Here is a 14,896-nt window from a genome sequence, read left to right on the forward strand (position 1 = left end):
CACGGCGGCCCGCTGTCCCCTGCGCACGCCCTTCCAGTGCATGATCACGTACGGCAGGAACCGTTCCTCTGCAGTGAGCGAGACCGCGCACCGGCGCGCCCCGAACGGTCTTGGGCACGCTGGTCCCTGGCTTTCGCACCCGGGCGGCGACACGCATCCCGTGCGTGGTCCGTTCCGGGAGGGCCGGTTCCCTTGCGATCCCTGCCCTGGGCACTGCCGATGGCAGCAGGGAGGCCCCAGACCATCTCTCTGGTGGCGAGGGGGCCCGTATGCCGACGCCGTGCTCAGCGTGACGGATCGCGTGCGAAATGTTATCGGACTCGACGGCTGGTCGCAGCAGCACGAGGACGATCCGCCCGAGCCGCCCCGGATCCCTCCCGCCAGGGGTGACGAACTGGATATCGGGCATGAAGTCGCTCATGTGCCCCATCGTCGCCGCCCCGGCTTGGCATTCACCTGCAGCCCACTGGGAACACTCACCGTCTCACCATGTGGTCATCTGGACGCCTCCAGCTTGCATGTCCATCCCGTGAAGTGCATTATCTTCACAGTAAGGTCATGAGCAATGATGCATGAATATGCAGGAGAGAGGGCGGAATGAGGGCAGCGGTCGCGGGGGCCAGCGGCTACGCGGGAGGAGAGTTGCTCCGCCTCCTGCTCGGGCACCCCGAGTTCGAGATCGGCGCGCTCACCGCGGCGTCCAGCGCGGGCAGCCGCCTGGGCGCCCACCAGCCCCACCTGCCGCAACTGGCCGACCGGATCATCGAGGACACCGTCGCCGACACGCTGGCCGGGCATGACGTCGTCTTCCTCGCACTGCCGCACGGCCACTCGGCCGCCGTCGCCGCCCAGCTCGGCGCGGAGACGATCGTCGTCGACTGCGGCGCCGACCACCGGCTCACCGACCCGGCCGCCTGGCAGGAGTTCTACGGCGGCGAGCACGCCGGGTCCTGGCCCTACGGCCTGCCCGAGCTTCCCGGCCAGCGGGAGGTCCTGCGGTCGGCCACCCGCATCGCGGTCCCCGGCTGCTACCCGACCTCCGTCCTGCTGGCCCTGTCGCCCGCGTTCGCCGCGGGCCTGGCCGAGCCGGACGTGGTCGTGGTGGCCGCCAGCGGCACCAGCGGCGCCGGCAAGTCGCTCAAGCCCAACCTGCTCGGCAGCGAGGTCATGGGCTCGGTCAGCGCGTACGGCGTGGGAGGCGTCCACCGGCACACTCCCGAGATGGAGCAGGGCCTGTCGGCCGTCGCCGGCGCCCCGGTCCGCGTCTCGTTCACCCCGACGCTGGCGCCCATGAGCCGCGGCATCCTCGCCACCTGCAGCGCCCCGGCCGCGCCCGGCCTCACCAAGGAGGCGCTGCGGACGGCGTACGAGGTCGCGCTGAAGGAGGAGCCGTTCGTCAAGCTCCTGCCCGAGGGCACGTGGCCGGCCACCTCCATGACCTACGGCGCCAACACCGCCGCCCTGCAGGTGACGCTCGACGAACGCGCGGGCCGCGTGGTCGCCGTCATCGCCATCGACAACCTCACCAAGGGCACAGCCGGAGGTGCCGTCCAGAGCGTGAACCTCGCACTCGGCCTCCCAGAAGAGCTCGGCCTTCCCCTGACAGGAGTCGCACCTTGAGCGTAACTGCACCACTCGGTTTTCGGGCCGCGGGCATCGCCGCCGGGATCAAGTCCGGCGGCGCCCGTGACCTGGCCCTCGTCGTCAACGACGGGCCCAGCAGGGCCGCCGCGGGCGTCTTCACCGCCAACCGCGTGAAGGCCGCCCCCGTGCTGTGGTCTCAGCAGGTTCTGTCCGGCGGGCGGCTGCGAGCGGTCGTGCTCAACTCCGGCGGCGCCAACGCCTGCACCGGCCCCGAGGGCTTCCAGGACACCCACGCCACCGCCGAGAAGGTGGCCGAGGCGCTCCAGGACTCCGCGGGCGAGGTCGCGGTCTGCTCCACCGGCCTGATCGGCGAGCGGCTGCCGATGGACGCGCTGCTGGCAGGCGTCGAGACCGCCGCCGGCCAGCTCTCCCGCGACGGCGGCCTGGCCGCCGCCGACGCCATCCGCACCACGGACACCGTCTCCAAGATCTCGTTCCGGCGGGGCAGCGGATACATGGTCGGCGGCATGGCCAAGGGCGCGGGCATGCTCGCCCCCTCCCTGGCCACGATGCTGTGCGTGATCACCACGGACGCCGACCTCACCCGCGAGGAGCTCGACGCCGCGCTGCGCAAGGCCACGGCCAGGACGTTCGACCGCCTCGACACCGACGGCTGCATGTCCACCAACGACACCGTGCTCCTGCTGTCCAGCGGCGCCGCCGGCGTCAAGCCGGACCTCGCCGAGTTCGAGCAGAAGGTCCACGAGGTCTGCGCCGACCTGGCCAGGCAGCTCCTGGTCGACGCCGAGGGCGCCTCCAAGGCCATCGCCATCGAGGTCGTCGGCGCCGACTCGGAGGCCGACGCGGTCAAGGTCGGCCGCGCGGTCTCGCGTTCCAACCTGCTCAAGTGCGCCATCCACGGCGAGGACCCCAACTGGGGCCGCGTCCTGGCCGCCGTCGGCACCACCGACGCGGTGTTCGAGCCCGACCGCCTGAACGTGGCCATCAACGGCATCTGGATCTGCCGCGGCGGCGCGGTCGGCGACGACCGCTCCAAGGTGGACATGCGCCCCAGGGACGTGACGATCACGATCGACCTGTCGGCCGGCCCGCACACCGCGACGGTGCACACCACGGACCTGACGGCCGAATACGTCCACGAGAACTCGGCGTACTCCTCGTGAGGTCCCTCAGCGCGCAGGCCAAGGCCGAGTCGCTGATCGAGGCGCTGCCCTGGCTGACCCGCTTCCACGGCGCGACCGTCGTCATCAAGTACGGCGGCAACGCCATGACCGACGAGTCGCTCAAGGCGGGCTTCGCCGAGGACGTCGTCTTCCTGCGGCACGCGGGCCTGCGCCCGGTCGTCGTGCACGGCGGCGGCCCGCAGATCAGCAGCGCGCTCGCCAGGCTGGGCATCGAGTCGACGTTCACCGCCGGGCTGCGGGTCACCACGCCGGAGGCCATGGAGGTCGTCAGGATGGTCCTGGTCGGCCAGGTCAACCGCGACATCGTGGGCCTGGTCAACCGGCACGGCCCGTTCGCCGTCGGCATGTCCGGCGAGGACGCCCACCTGTTCACGGCCGTGCGCAAGCACGCGATCGTGGACGGCGAGCCCGTGGACATCGGCCAGGTCGGCGAGATCATCAAGGTCGACCCGGGCGCGGTGCGGGCCCTGATCGACAACGGCCGCATCCCGGTCGTCTCCAGCGTGGCGCGCGGGGACGACGGGCAGATCTACAACGTGAACGCCGACACCGCCGCGGCCGCGCTGGCCGTGGCGCTCGGGGCGCAGAAGCTGATCGTCCTCACCGACGTCGAGGGCCTGTACGCCAACTGGCCCGACGACACCGACGTGATCGACCAGCTCGACGCCGATGAGCTCGAGACGCTGATGCCGACGCTGTCCAGCGGCATGGTCCCCAAGATGGAGGCCTGCCTGACCGCGGTCCAGGGCGGCGTCCCGCAGGCTCACGTGCTCGACGGCCGCGTGCCGCACTCACTGCTGCTGGAAATATTCACCAATGAGGGAATCGGAACGATGGTGGTGCCCTGATGAACCTGTACAAGAGGTTCGAAAATGCCTTCATGCCCAACTACGGCGTGCCGCCGGTGGCGCTGGCACGAGGCGAGGGCACTCGCGTCTGGGACGTGGACGGCAACGAATACCTCGACTTCATCGGCGGCATCGCGACCAGCTCGCTCGGTCACGCCCACCCCGCCCTGGTCGAGGCCGTCTCCAAGCAGGTCGCCACGATCGCGCACACCAGCAACCTGTTCCTGCACGAGCCCGAGGTGCTGCTCGCCGAGAAGCTCCTCACCCTGCTCAACGCCCCGGGCAAGGTCTTCTTCGCCAACTCCGGCACCGAGGCCAACGAGGCCGCCTACAAGCTCGCCGTCAAGTACGGCAAGCGCGAGGGCCGCTCCTACTTCGTCGCCGCCGAGAACGGCTTCCACGGCCGCACGATCGGCGCGCTGTCGCTGACCGGCAAGCCGTCGATCCGCGACCAGTTCGGTCCGTTCCCGGTCGATGTCCGCTTCGTCCCGTACGGCGACGCCACCGCGCTCAAGGAGGCCGTGACCGGCGACTGCATCGCGGTCTTCCTGGAGCCCACCCAGGGCGAGGCCGGCGTCGTGCCGCCGCCCGAGGGCTACTTCGAGGCGGCCCGCGAGATCTGCGACTCCACGGGCGCGCTCCTGGTCGCCGACGAGATCCAGTCCGCGATCGGCCGCACCGGCCACTGGTTCGCGCACCAGGCCGACGGCGTCACGCCCGACATCCTGACCCTGGCCAAGGGCCTGGGCGGCGGGCTGCCGATCGGCGCGTGCATCGGGTTCGGCGACGCGGGCAAGCTGTTCGCCAAGGGCGACCACGGCTCCACGTTCGGCGGCAACCCGGTCGCCTGCGCCGCGGCCCTGGCCGTGCTCGACAACCTCGACCTCGACCACGTCAAGTCGGCCTCCGCGCGGCTGCGGTCCGGCCTGGAGTCGATGCGGCACCCGCTGCTGAAGGGCGTGCGCGGGCGGGGCCTCTGGCTGGCCACCGTGCTGAGCGAGCCCCGCTCGGCCGAGGTCCAGAGCGCCGCCCAGAGCGCCGGCTTCCTGGTCAACGCCCTCCAGCCGGACGCCGTACGCATCGCGCCGCCGCTGGTGGTCACGGCGGAGGAGATCGACAAGTTCCTGGCCACGTACCCGGCGATCCTCTCGGAGGCGGCCAAGTGACTCGCCACTTCCTGAGGGATGACGACCTCACGCCGGCCGAGCAGGCGGAGGTGCTCGACCTCGCCGCGGCCATGAAGAAGGACCGGTTCGGCTACCGCCCGTTCGAGGGCCCGCAGACGGTCGCGGTCCTGTTCGACAAGCCGTCGGCCCGCACGCGCGTCTCCTTCCACACCGGCATCGGCGAGCTCGGCGGCCTGCCGCTGGTCGTGGACAACGTCTCGGTCCTCATGGGCCGCGGCGAGCCCACCGCCGACATCGCCCGGGTGCTCGACCGGCAGGTCGCCGCCATCGTGTGGCGGACCACCGGGCAGGAGCTCATCGACGAGATGGCCGCCCACTCCCGGGTGCCGGTCGTCAACGCGCTCACCGACGAGTTCCACCCCTGCCAGATCCTGGCCGACCTGCAGACCGTCCAGGAGAGGCTGGGCCGGACCGCCGGGGTCACGCTCACCTACCTGGGCGACGGCGCCAACAACATGGCCCACTCCTACCTGCTCGGCGGGGCCACCGCCGGCATGCACGTGCGGATCGCGGCCCCGGCCGGCTACCAGCCCGACGCGGTCATCCTCGACCAGGCCGCCGCCATCGCCGCCAGGACGGGCGGTTCGGTGATCGCGCTGTCCGACCCGGTGGCCGCCGCCCAGGGCGCGCACGTGATCGCGACCGACACGTGGGTGTCGATGGGTCAGGACGGCAAGGAGGAGCGGGTCGCCGCGCTCATGCCGTACCAGGTGAACTCCGAGCTGCTGGAGCACGCCGCGCCCGACGCGATCGTGCTGCACTGCCTGCCCGCCTACCGCGACTACGAGATCACCGCCAAGGTCCTCGAGGGCCCGCAGAGCGCGGTGTGGGACCAGGCGGAGAACCGGCTGCACGCCCAGAAGGCGCTCCTCCACTGGCTGGTGTCCCATCGATGATGATTCCCATGACCAAGGCGGCGCGGCAGGCCAAGATCACCGACCTGCTGCAGCGGCAGGCCGTGCGCTCCCAGCCGGAGCTGGCCAAGCTGCTGGCCGAGAGCGGCGTCGAGGTCACCCAGGCCACGCTCTCGCGTGACCTCGACGAGCTCGGCGCGCTCAAGCTGCGCGCCGACGACGGATCCCTGGTCTACGCCCTGCCCGGCGAGGGCGGGGCCCGGATCCCGCTCACCCGGCTGGGCACCGGCGAGAGCCCGGCCGCCCGACTGCACCGAATCGCCGAGGAACTGCTGGTCGGCGCCGAGGCGTCGGCCAACCTGGTCATCGTACGGACCCCGCCGGGCGCGGCCCAGTTCCTGGCCTCCGCCATCGACCACGCCGACTGGGAGTCGATCCTCGGCACGGTCGCGGGCGACGACACGATCCTCGTGATCAGCCGCGATCCGGCGGGCGGCCAGGCCGTCGCGGACGCGCTGCTGAGAGTGGCCGACCGGCGCGGCTAGCCCGCCACGTGGCCAAGATCTGATATCCGGAGATATGTAATGTCCGAAAGGGTAGTGCTCGCGTATTCCGGCGGCCTGGACACCTCGGTCGCCATCCCGTACCTCGCCGAGAAGATGGGCGCCGAGGTCGTCTGCGTCGCCGTTGACCTCGGCCAGGGCGGCGAGGACATGGAGGCGATCCAGCAGCGGGCCGTCGACTGCGGCGCGGTCGAGTCGGTCGTGGTGGACGCCAAGGAGGAGTTCGCCGCCGACTTCTGCGTACCCGCGCTGCAGGCCAACGCCCTCTACATGGACCGATACCCGCTGGTCTCCTCGCTGTCGCGCCCGCTGATCGTCAAGCACCTGGTCTCGGCGGCCAAGCGGTTCGGCGGCACGATCGTCTCGCACGGCTGCACCGGCAAGGGCAACGACCAGGTCCGCTTCGAGGCCGGCCTGGCCGCCCTCGCCCCGGACCTCAGGGTCGTCGCGCCCGCCCGCGACTTCGCCTGGACGCGCGACAAGGCCATCGAGTACGCCGAGGCCAGGGGCCTGCCCATCGAGACGTCGAAGAAGAACCCGTTCTCCATCGACCAGAACCTCTGGGGCCGCGCCGTCGAGACCGGCTTCCTCGAGGACATCTGGAACGGCCCCACCGAGGACGTCTACTCCTACACCGACGACCCGGCCCGGCCGCGCGAGGCCGACGAGGTCGTCATCACGTTCGAGCAGGGCGTCCCGGTCGGGATCGACGGGCGGGCGCTGACGCCGTACCAGGTCATCGACGAGCTGAACCGGCGCGCGGGCGCGCACGGCGTCGGCCGGATCGACCTGGTCGAGGACCGCCTGGTCGGCATCAAGTCGCGCGAGGTGTACGAGGCGCCCGGCGCCGTCGCCCTCATCACCGCGCACATGGAGCTGGAGAACGTCACCGTCGAACGCGACCTCGCCCGCTTCAAGCGCGGCGTGGACCAGCGGTGGGGCGAGCTCGTCTACGACGGCCTGTGGTTCTCGCCGCTCAAGAGCGCCCTCGACGCGCTCATCGCCGAGGCGCAGAAGCACGTCTCCGGCGACATCCGCATGACGCTGCACGGCGGCCGGGCCACTGTCACCGGCCGCCGCTCGGAGGATTCTCTGTACGATTTCTCGCTGGCCACCTACGACACCGGCGACACGTTCGACCAGTCGCTGGCCAAAGGGTTCGTCCAGCTGTTCTCCCTGCCTACTAAGATCGCCGCCGCACGGGACGCCAAGAAGGGCTGACGTGCACTATGGTCGCGCCGGAGCACAGGAGCTCGGGGCGAGAGAACGAGGAACGATGCCAACGAGTCCCGAAGCGGGTGCGACCATGGACATGGTCACGAAGGAGACAACGGTGAGTGATGGCAAGCCGATGCGGCTGTGGGGTGGGCGCTTCGAGAGCGGCCCGTCCGACGCGCTGGCCCGGCTGTCGGTGAGCGTGCACTTCGACTGGCGGCTCGTGCCGTACGACCTGGCCGCGTCCAGGGCGCACGCCCGCGTGCTGCACAGGGCGGAGCTGCTGAGCGACGAGGAGCTCGAGCGCATGATCGGCGCGCTCGACGACCTGGAGCGCGCCTGCAAGGCGGGCGAGTTCCGGCCGACGGTCGCCGACGAGGACGTGCACACGGCGCTGGAGCGCGGCCTGCTGGAGCGGCTCGGCTCGCTGGGCGGCAAGCTCCGCGCGGGGCGCTCGCGCAACGACCAGATCGCCACCGACCTGCGCCTCTATCTGCGCGATCACGCCCGCACGGTCGTCTCCCGCCTGGTCGAGCTGGAGACGGCGCTCATGGCCCAGGCCGAGCAGCACGCCGAGACGGCCGCGCCCGGCATGACGCACCTGCAGCACGCGCAGCCGGTGTCGTTCGGCCACCAGCTCCTGGCCCACGTGCACGCCTTCGCCCGCGACGTCGACCGGCTCACCGACTGGGACAAGCGCGCCGCGATCTCCCCGCTCGGCGCCGGCGCGCTGGCGGGCTCGTCGCTGCCGCTCGACCCGCAGGCCGTGGCCGAGGAGCTCGGCTTCGCGGCCGCCGCGCCCAACTCGATGGACGCCGTCTCCGACCGTGACTTCGCGGCGGAGTTCCTGTTCGACGCGGCCATGATCGGCGTGCACCTGTCGCGGCTGGGCGAGGAGATCGTCCTGTGGGCCTCGCAGGAGTTCCGCTGGATCGAGATGGACGACGCCTACTCCACCGGCTCGTCGATCATGCCCCAGAAGAAGAACCCCGACGTCGCCGAGCTGGCCCGCGGCAAGTCCGGGCGCCTCATCGGCAACCTGATGTCGCTGCTGACCACGCTCAAGGGCCTGCCGCTGACCTACAACCGCGACCTTCAGGAGGACAAGGAGCCCGTCTTCGACGCGGTCGACACGCTGCTCCTGGTCCTGCCGGCGGTGGCCGGGCTGGTCGCGACCATGCGGGTCAACACCGCCCGCATGGAGTCCTCGGCGCCCGACGGGTTCGCGCTGGCCACCGACCTGGCCGAGCTGCTCGTCCGCCGCGGGGTCCCGTTCCGCGAGGCCCACGAGGCGGTCGGCCACCTGGTGGTGTGGTGCCAGGTCAACGACAAGGACCTGGGCGACCTGACGGACGAGGAGCTGATCAAGGTGTCGGCGCACCTGACGCCCGACGTCCGCGACGTGCTCAACGTGCCCGGCGCCCTGGCCGCGCGCAAGGCCCACGGCGGCACCGCGCCCGACCGCGTCCGCGACCAGCTCGTCACGCTGCGGGAGGCGGTCGACGCACAGGCGGCATGGGCAGCGGGGATCTGAGCTCCGCCGCGCTGCCGCGGGGTTTCTTCGACCGGCCGTCGCACGAGGTCGCGCCCGAGCTGCTCGGGCGCGTGCTCGTGCACGGCCCCGTCGCCGTGCGCCTGACCGAGGTCGAGGCGTACGGCGGCCCCGGCGAGGATCCGGCGGCGCACACCTATCGGGGCAAGACGCCGCGTAACGCGGTCATGTTCGGCCCGCCGGGGCACCTGTACGTGTACTTCACGTATGGCATGCACTTCTGCGCGAACCTGGTCTGCCTGCCCGAGGGCTTCGGCTCGGCCGTGCTGCTGCGCGGGGGCGAGGTGGTGGCGGGCATCGACGAGGCCCGCGCCCGGCGCACCTCCACGGGCAACGGCATGGCTACGAGCGGCCGGGTGATTCCCGACCGGGACCTCGCGCGCGGCCCGGCCAGGCTGGCCGTCGCCCTCGGCCTGCTCCGCGAGCACAACGGCCTCGACGCGATCGCGGAGGTCTCTTTCGCGGCCGACCGCCGGCTGACCGGGGTCCCGCATGGAGCCGCGGCCATGCTGGAGGGCCGCCCGGTGGAGGCGGAGTCGATCAGGTCAGGCCCGCGTACCGGCATCTCGACCGCCAAGGACACGCCGTGGCGGTTCTGGATCGACGGCGACCCGACCGTGTCGCCCTACCGCGCTCACGTGCCCCGCCGCCGCAACGCCGCGGCCACCTCGGTGGGAGGGGCATCGAGGTCGTGACGGCTGAAAATGTGCAGGTTGTCGCCGGTGTCGATCTCCAGGAGCTCGCTCCGCCGCCCCCACCGCCTGCTCACGTCGACCTTGACGTCCCGGATCGCCTCCCAGGGCACGTGCCTCTTGCCCGCGAACCCGTGCACCACGGTGATCCCGCTCTGATCGGCCGCCAGCCGTACGGGGGCGACCAGATCGCGCAGCCCCATCCCGCCTACCAGCACGGCTGCCGGCACGGCCAGGATCACACCGCGGACATCGCCGGCGACCCACCAGTAGACGGCGAGCCCAGCACACGCAAGAGCCCCTAAAATCTTGAAAACAGCCAGCTCGCGACGGACCCTCCACATGGAGACAGAGCGTATCCAAGTGGCGGCGAACCCGGGCGATCGGGCACGCTTGCACTATTCAACGTCCAACGTCTCTACGGAAAGCCGGCACCGTGACCGACATTCTCGATGACCTCGCGTGGCGAGGGCTTATCGCCCAGTCCACCGACCTCGACGCCCTGCGCGCGTCCATGGCCAAGGGCCCGATCACGGTCTATTCCGGTTTTGACCCCACCGCTGCCTCCTTGCACGTCGGCCACTTCGTGCCGCTGCTTACGCTGCGTCGCCTCCAGCTCGCCGGGCACCGCCCGATCGGCCTGGTCGGCGGTGCCACCGGCCTGATCGGCGACCCGAGCGGGCGCAACACCGAGCGCTCGCTCAACGCCTCCGAGGTCGTCGCGGAGTGGGTGGAGCGCCTGCGCGGCCAGGTCGGGCGTTTCCTCGACTTCGAGGTCCAGCCGAACGCCGCCCAGTTGGTCAGCAACCTCGACTGGACCGGCGAGTTGAGCGCCATCGACTTCCTGCGCGACATCGGCAAGCACTTCCCGGTCAACCGCATGCTCGCCAGGGAGTCGGTCTCCGCGCGGCTGCAGGGGGAGGGGCTGAGCTACACCGAGTTCAGCTACCAGATCCTGCAGGCCAACGACTACCTGGAGCTGTTCCGCCGCCACAACTGCACGCTGCAGATCGGCGGCAGCGACCAGTGGGGCAACATCACGGCGGGGGCCGACCTCATCCGCCGCATCGAGGGCGGGCACGTCCACGCGCTCACCCTGCCGCTGATCACGAAGGCCGACGGCACCAAGTTCGGCAAGACGGCGGGCGGCGCCCTCTGGCTCGACCCGGAGATGACCTCGCCCTACGCCTTCTACCAGTACTTCCTCAACTCCGACGACCGTGACGTGATCCACTACCTCAAGGTCTTCACCTTCAAGACCCGCGAGGAGATCGAGGCCCTGGAGAAGGCTGTCGCCGAACGCCCCTTCGCCCGCGAGGCGCAGCGGACGCTCGCCGAGGACCTCACCGAGCTGCTCCACGGCAAGCATGAGCTCGACGCGGTCGTGGCGGCCTCGAAGGCGCTCTTCGGACAGGGCGAGCTGGAGGACCTGCCCGCCTCCACGCTGGGGGCGGCGCTGGCCGAGGTGCCGAAGGCCACGGTCCCCGAGCTCGGGACGCCGTTCGTGGACCTCCTGGCCGACAGCGGCCTGGTGGAGTCGAAGTCGGCGGCCAGGCGGGCGGTGAAGGAGGGCGGGGCGTACCTCAACAACGTCAAGATCACTGACGAGGCGTACGTTCCCGGCTCCGAGGACTTGCTGCACGGGCGCTTCATGGTGCTCCGGCGCGGCAAGAAGTCGATCGGCGGCGTCGAGGTCGGCTGACCTTCGCGTGACCTTCGCGGGCTCTTCCCCGTCCGGGGAGGAGCCCGCTTCCATGTGGTACGCCGACCGCGTACTCCGTGAGGTCTTCGTGAGGTGGGTCAGCGGCGGACTCCGTGAGGTGGGTCAGCGGCGGACTCCGTGTGGTGCGTCAGCGGCGGACGAACAGCGCCACCGTCAGCCCCGGCAGATCGGCGGAGTGCTTGGCCAGGCTCAGCTTGAACCCCGCCTTCACCACCTCGGCGACCCGCGGGACCGCGTCACCGTCGAGACCCGACTGCTTGCTCCCGCGCCACACCACCCACACCCGCTCACGCCCGTCCAGCGCGGCCGCCGCGTCGGGCGGCTCCGGATACCCGAACCCGTCGGGCAAGGGCGCGTCCCCGGTCTTGAGCACGTCGACCGGCATCAAAGAGTCCGCGTAGTACTCGAAGCCCGTGCGGAGCTGGCTCTGGCCGTACACGATCGCGTCGTCGGGCTCGGCCTTGATCACGCGCAAGGCCCAGGGGATGTTCTCGAAACGGCCGTTCTCCTCGCGTACCGTGACGTGCTCCTGAACGGACAGCGCGCACCCGAGCAGCACCACCACGACCGCGGCCACCACCTGGAACCGGGGTAGGGCCGCCACGGCGAGCCCTGCCAGCAGCGCCAGCGCGGGGGCGGTCACGAACAGGTACCGGTCCACGTAGACGGGGGTCACGAGCTGCGACACGGCGAGCAGCAGCACCGGAGGCAACACCAGCCACCCGACCACCACGAACACCCACACCCTGCCCCCGGTCACCCCGGCTCCGCCGGTTTCCCCAGCCCTGACCCTGCCGATTTCTCCGGCCCCGGCTCCGGTTCCGCCGGGTTCCTCGACCCCGCGTGGCGCCGCCTTCCACAGCAGCACCGCACCGGCCAGCGCCAGGGCGAACAACATCACGCCCAGCCCGGTCGCCCCCGCCGCCATCTTCGGGAACTTCAGCCACACCTCCGGCCCCCGCTGCGGGATCCAGCTGATCGCATGCCGCTCCCCGAACCCCACCAGCCCCAGCACCGCGGCGGGCACACACCCGACGGCCATCGCCGCCAGCATCGGCACCACCCGGCCCCGGCGCACCAGCAGAAGTTGGGCGGGCAGCACCAGCACCGCGAACAGGTGGGTGGAGCACACGAGGGCCACCGCGACCCCGTACACCACCCACCGCCTGACCTCGGAGCGCTCCACGGCCCGGTGCAGCGCCCAGAACGAGAACACCACCGCGGCCGCCGCGAACGCGTACGACCTGGCGAAGGCCCCGAAATAGGACACCGAAGGCAGGATCGCGAAGACGGCGGCCGCGATCACCCCGGCCCGCGTGCTGTGCAACCGCCGCCCCAGATCGACCAGGAACCAGGCGGCCACGCCGATCCCCACCGCCGACGGCAGCCGCAGCCACAACTCCGCCGTACCTGCCTTCATCCAGAGGTGCATGAACAGGTAGTACGGGAGGAAATGACCGTCGATGTGCCGGGCCAGCTCCCACATCCCGGACAGCGAACGGGAGGCGGCGCTGATGGTGGCCAGCTCGTCGCCGTTCAGGGTGGCGGACCCCGTACCTGTGAATGCCGCGATGCCGGCGAGCAAGGACATCCACCATGGGGTGGCTGTACGGAGGCGCTCGGCGGGACGGGCGGGGGGAGCTAGCGTGGCGGCAGTGGTCACCGGGGCAGGATACGCGGGGGGAAGGTCGGGAGTATTCGCGTTCGCCCCTTATGCACTGCGGCCGACCCACGAGCCCAACAGCCCGGCCATCACACGGCCACGACCACCACCACTGGCACCAGCCACCCCACGGCCACTACCACCACCGGCACGGCCACCGCCACCAGTCCGGGCCACTTCGCGCTACCCCACGACCACGGGCACCGGCACGGACATCAGGAACCTGCGACGGACGCCTGGGGATGCCTATGAGAGGCCGTCCCCCGCCACCCACGCCCCCAGCCACAGTGATCTCGCTCCCCGGGCGGATCCCCCGAGCGTCGCCTGGGCCGCCGCGACAATCATTGCCGGGTGACGCGTGTCGGCTTCACAACGATCACCACCCGCCGCTCGGCATCCCCAACCGGCCGCTCATACTCCAGGCCGTACCGGTTGGCCAGCACGTCGAAGAAGTCCCCCGAAGGGTCGAGCTCCAGCCGCTCGACCACACCGCGGATCTCCAGATAGCGATACGGCTGCTCAGGGTCGTTGATGGAGACCGCCACCTGCGGATGCTGCTTGACGTTCCGGTACTTGAAGCGATCCATCGTGGTCGTGAAGCGCAAGTGCTCACCGTCCCAGATCGTCCAGACCGGGTTCACGTTGGGCGTCCCGTCGGCCCCGATCGTCGCCAGATGGGCGAACAGCGGGCGCTTCAGCAGGTCCAAGTGGCTGTCGGGAATGATCACGTCTCTCCTCCAAAGCGTAGATACACGCCAGGTTATCAAAGCTTTGATAACCATCAATGTTGTACTATGTACGACATGGGGATGCCTGCGGACGAACGCCTCGGTCTGGACATCAAGCGTGCGGAGCAGACCCTGATCGCGGCCAAGCAGGCCGCCGTCCGGCCGGCAGGGCTGACCGTGCCCCAGTACGCGACGCTGTTCGCCCTGGCCGACAACCCCGGTATCTCGGGCGCGGCGCTGGCCCGGGCGTGTCTGGTCACGCCCCAGGCCATGACCGTCGTGCTCAAGAACCTGGAGGAACGCGGCCTCATCGAACGCTCCCCGCACCCATGGCATCGAAACGTCCTGGAAACCCGGCTGACCGAGGCCGGGCGTGCGGCGCTGAAGGCGGCGGACGAGCGCGCCGTGGTGATCGAACGCGCGATCGCGGGTGAGTTCAGCGCGGAGGAGCGGGAGCAACTGCGCAGCCTGCTGGCCCGGTGCGCCGAAGCGATCGCCCGCGCCACCCTGGAACTGTGACAGCAAGAGACCGTCGGGCTGTGCCACCGGGAGGGCTGGGACATGGCTCGCGCCGCGCGGCGGGGATCGTCCGCGACACGCCCCCTGGCGAGGCGATTTGACGTGTCGCGGATTGCGACCTAGTCTTTTAGTTCGCGCCGGGAGTGAGCCGGACGCCGATCAGGCGGACGGGCCCCCGCGCAAGCCCTTTGAAATGACGAGCCACTCGGCAGAGCCGCTTCGGCGCGCTCGGAGTTCGGGTCGTCGTCTGGCGCACGGAGATCACCGAAAAATCGGTTGATTCGACAGGCTCTGGATGACACGGTAAGTTACGAGGGTTGCCCCGGGACAACCGGGGTGCACCATCCTAAGCAAGTCTGAGCAGTTTCCAGCAAATCTCCGGATTTGACGGAAATCAATAAGCTCGGTAAATTTTAGGAAAACGCGAGGCACGCCTCTGAGCGAAGGTCGAGAGACCTGAGCGAAGATGTACGCGTCCGTTTCTTGAGAACTCAACAGTGTGTTAAAAGCCAGTGCATGAGATACACATGCATATCCCCGTCATTTATGACGGAAATTGCTTG

14 protein-coding genes are annotated in these 14,896 nt (G+C 70.3%); 11 read left to right on the forward strand and 3 right to left on the reverse strand.

The genetic code is table 11. The annotated features are described in order from the left end of the window. Positions 1-597: 597 nt before the first annotated feature. The 9 genes from argC (at position 598) to ACWDRB_RS21820 (ending at position 9,703) form a co-directional block, all read left to right on the forward strand. Entirely contained in the window at positions 598-1,620 is a 1,023-nt protein-coding gene (gene argC / locus ACWDRB_RS21780) for an N-acetyl-gamma-glutamyl-phosphate reductase (RefSeq protein ID WP_449896271.1), read from the forward strand. Further along, positions 1,617-2,768 (forward strand): bifunctional glutamate N-acetyltransferase/amino-acid acetyltransferase ArgJ, encoded by a 1,152-nt coding sequence (gene argJ, locus ACWDRB_RS21785; RefSeq protein ID WP_449896273.1) that lies wholly within the window; start codon positions 1,617-1,619, stop codon positions 2,766-2,768. Before argC ends, argJ begins: the two co-directional genes overlap by 4 nt. Beyond that, on the forward strand, positions 2,765-3,637 hold the full coding sequence (gene argB / locus ACWDRB_RS21790; RefSeq protein ID WP_449896275.1) for an acetylglutamate kinase: 873 nt from the start codon (positions 2,765-2,767) through the stop codon (positions 3,635-3,637). The genes argJ and argB overlap by 4 nt, the downstream gene beginning before the upstream one ends. Then, complete coding sequence (locus ACWDRB_RS21795) at positions 3,637-4,803, forward strand: acetylornithine transaminase (RefSeq protein ID WP_449896277.1); 1,167 nt, start codon at positions 3,637-3,639, stop codon at positions 4,801-4,803. The genes argB and ACWDRB_RS21795 overlap by 1 nt, the downstream gene beginning before the upstream one ends. After that, entirely contained in the window at positions 4,800-5,720 is a 921-nt protein-coding gene (gene argF / locus ACWDRB_RS21800) for an ornithine carbamoyltransferase (protein WP_355198556.1), read from the forward strand. Before ACWDRB_RS21795 ends, argF begins: the two co-directional genes overlap by 4 nt. Continuing rightward, positions 5,717-6,223, forward strand: a complete 507-nt coding sequence (locus tag ACWDRB_RS21805; protein ID WP_350727243.1) for an arginine repressor — start codon at positions 5,717-5,719, stop codon at positions 6,221-6,223. The genes argF and ACWDRB_RS21805 overlap by 4 nt, the downstream gene beginning before the upstream one ends. A gap of 39 nt (positions 6,224-6,262) precedes the next feature. Then, the gene (locus ACWDRB_RS21810) at positions 6,263-7,462 is read left to right on the forward strand and encodes an argininosuccinate synthase (protein WP_449896279.1); all 1,200 of its coding nucleotides are present in this window, start codon (positions 6,263-6,265) and stop codon (positions 7,460-7,462) included. 91 nt (positions 7,463-7,553) lie between these two features. Beyond that, positions 7,554-8,990, forward strand: coding sequence for an argininosuccinate lyase (gene argH, locus ACWDRB_RS21815; protein ID WP_449896304.1), 1,437 nt, complete (start codon positions 7,554-7,556; stop codon positions 8,988-8,990). Further along, positions 8,972-9,703, forward strand: a complete 732-nt coding sequence (locus ACWDRB_RS21820) for a DNA-3-methyladenine glycosylase (RefSeq protein ID WP_449896281.1) — start codon at positions 8,972-8,974, stop codon at positions 9,701-9,703. Before argH ends, ACWDRB_RS21820 begins: the two co-directional genes overlap by 19 nt. On the opposite strand, the gene ACWDRB_RS21825 is transcribed toward ACWDRB_RS21820, so the two are convergent. Continuing rightward, positions 9,643-10,044 carry a PH domain-containing protein gene (locus ACWDRB_RS21825; RefSeq protein ID WP_364257609.1) on the reverse strand — a complete coding sequence of 134 codons (402 nt, stop codon included), beginning with the start codon at positions 10,042-10,044 and terminating at the stop codon, positions 9,643-9,645. The two genes, ACWDRB_RS21820 and ACWDRB_RS21825, sit on opposite strands and share 61 nt — an antisense overlap. Positions 10,045-10,136: 92 nt before the next feature. Here ACWDRB_RS21825 and tyrS point away from each other — a divergent pair, with 92 nt between their 5' ends. Beyond that, entirely contained in the window at positions 10,137-11,402 is a 1,266-nt protein-coding gene (gene tyrS / locus ACWDRB_RS21830) for a tyrosine--tRNA ligase (protein ID WP_449896283.1), read from the forward strand. A gap of 148 nt (positions 11,403-11,550) precedes the next feature. Here the strand turns inward: tyrS and ACWDRB_RS21835 are convergent, their stop codons facing one another. Then, entirely contained in the window at positions 11,551-13,014 is a 1,464-nt protein-coding gene (locus ACWDRB_RS21835; RefSeq protein ID WP_449896285.1) for a glycosyltransferase family 39 protein, read from the reverse strand. A gap of 413 nt (positions 13,015-13,427) precedes the next feature. Further along, positions 13,428-13,814: a PPOX class F420-dependent oxidoreductase gene (locus tag ACWDRB_RS21840; RefSeq protein WP_350727249.1), complete on the reverse strand. Its 387-nt coding sequence runs from the start codon at positions 13,812-13,814 to the stop codon at positions 13,428-13,430. A gap of 75 nt (positions 13,815-13,889) precedes the next feature. Between ACWDRB_RS21840 and ACWDRB_RS21845 the strand changes: the two genes are divergently transcribed. Next, entirely contained in the window at positions 13,890-14,333 is a 444-nt protein-coding gene (locus ACWDRB_RS21845; protein WP_350727250.1) for a MarR family winged helix-turn-helix transcriptional regulator, read from the forward strand. Positions 14,334-14,896: the final 563 nt, after the last annotated feature.

It is taken from the genome of Nonomuraea sp. NPDC003707, assembly GCF_053587055.1.

Excerpts from the sequence above, each read along its gene's own strand:
- ACWDRB_RS21845 (WP_350727250.1), top strand. The coding sequence starts at position 13,890 with ATGGGGATGCCTGCGGACGAACGCCTCGGTCTGGACATCAAGCGTGCG.
- argC (WP_449896271.1), top strand. The coding sequence starts at position 598 with ATGAGGGCAGCGGTCGCGGGGGCCAGCGGCTACGCGGGAGGAGAGTTG.
- ACWDRB_RS21810 (WP_449896279.1), top strand. The coding sequence starts at position 6,263 with ATGTCCGAAAGGGTAGTGCTCGCGTATTCCGGCGGCCTGGACACCTCG.
- ACWDRB_RS21825 (WP_364257609.1), bottom strand. The coding sequence starts at position 10,044 with ATGTGGAGGGTCCGTCGCGAGCTGGCTGTTTTCAAGATTTTAGGGGCT.
- ACWDRB_RS21805 (WP_350727243.1), top strand. The coding sequence starts at position 5,717 with ATGATGATTCCCATGACCAAGGCGGCGCGGCAGGCCAAGATCACCGAC.
- ACWDRB_RS21795 (WP_449896277.1), top strand. The coding sequence starts at position 3,637 with ATGAACCTGTACAAGAGGTTCGAAAATGCCTTCATGCCCAACTACGGC.
- ACWDRB_RS21835 (WP_449896285.1), bottom strand. The coding sequence starts at position 13,014 with ATGTCCTTGCTCGCCGGCATCGCGGCATTCACAGGTACGGGGTCCGCC.
- ACWDRB_RS21820 (WP_449896281.1), top strand. The coding sequence starts at position 8,972 with ATGGGCAGCGGGGATCTGAGCTCCGCCGCGCTGCCGCGGGGTTTCTTC.
- argH (WP_449896304.1), top strand. The coding sequence starts at position 7,554 with ATGGTCACGAAGGAGACAACGGTGAGTGATGGCAAGCCGATGCGGCTG.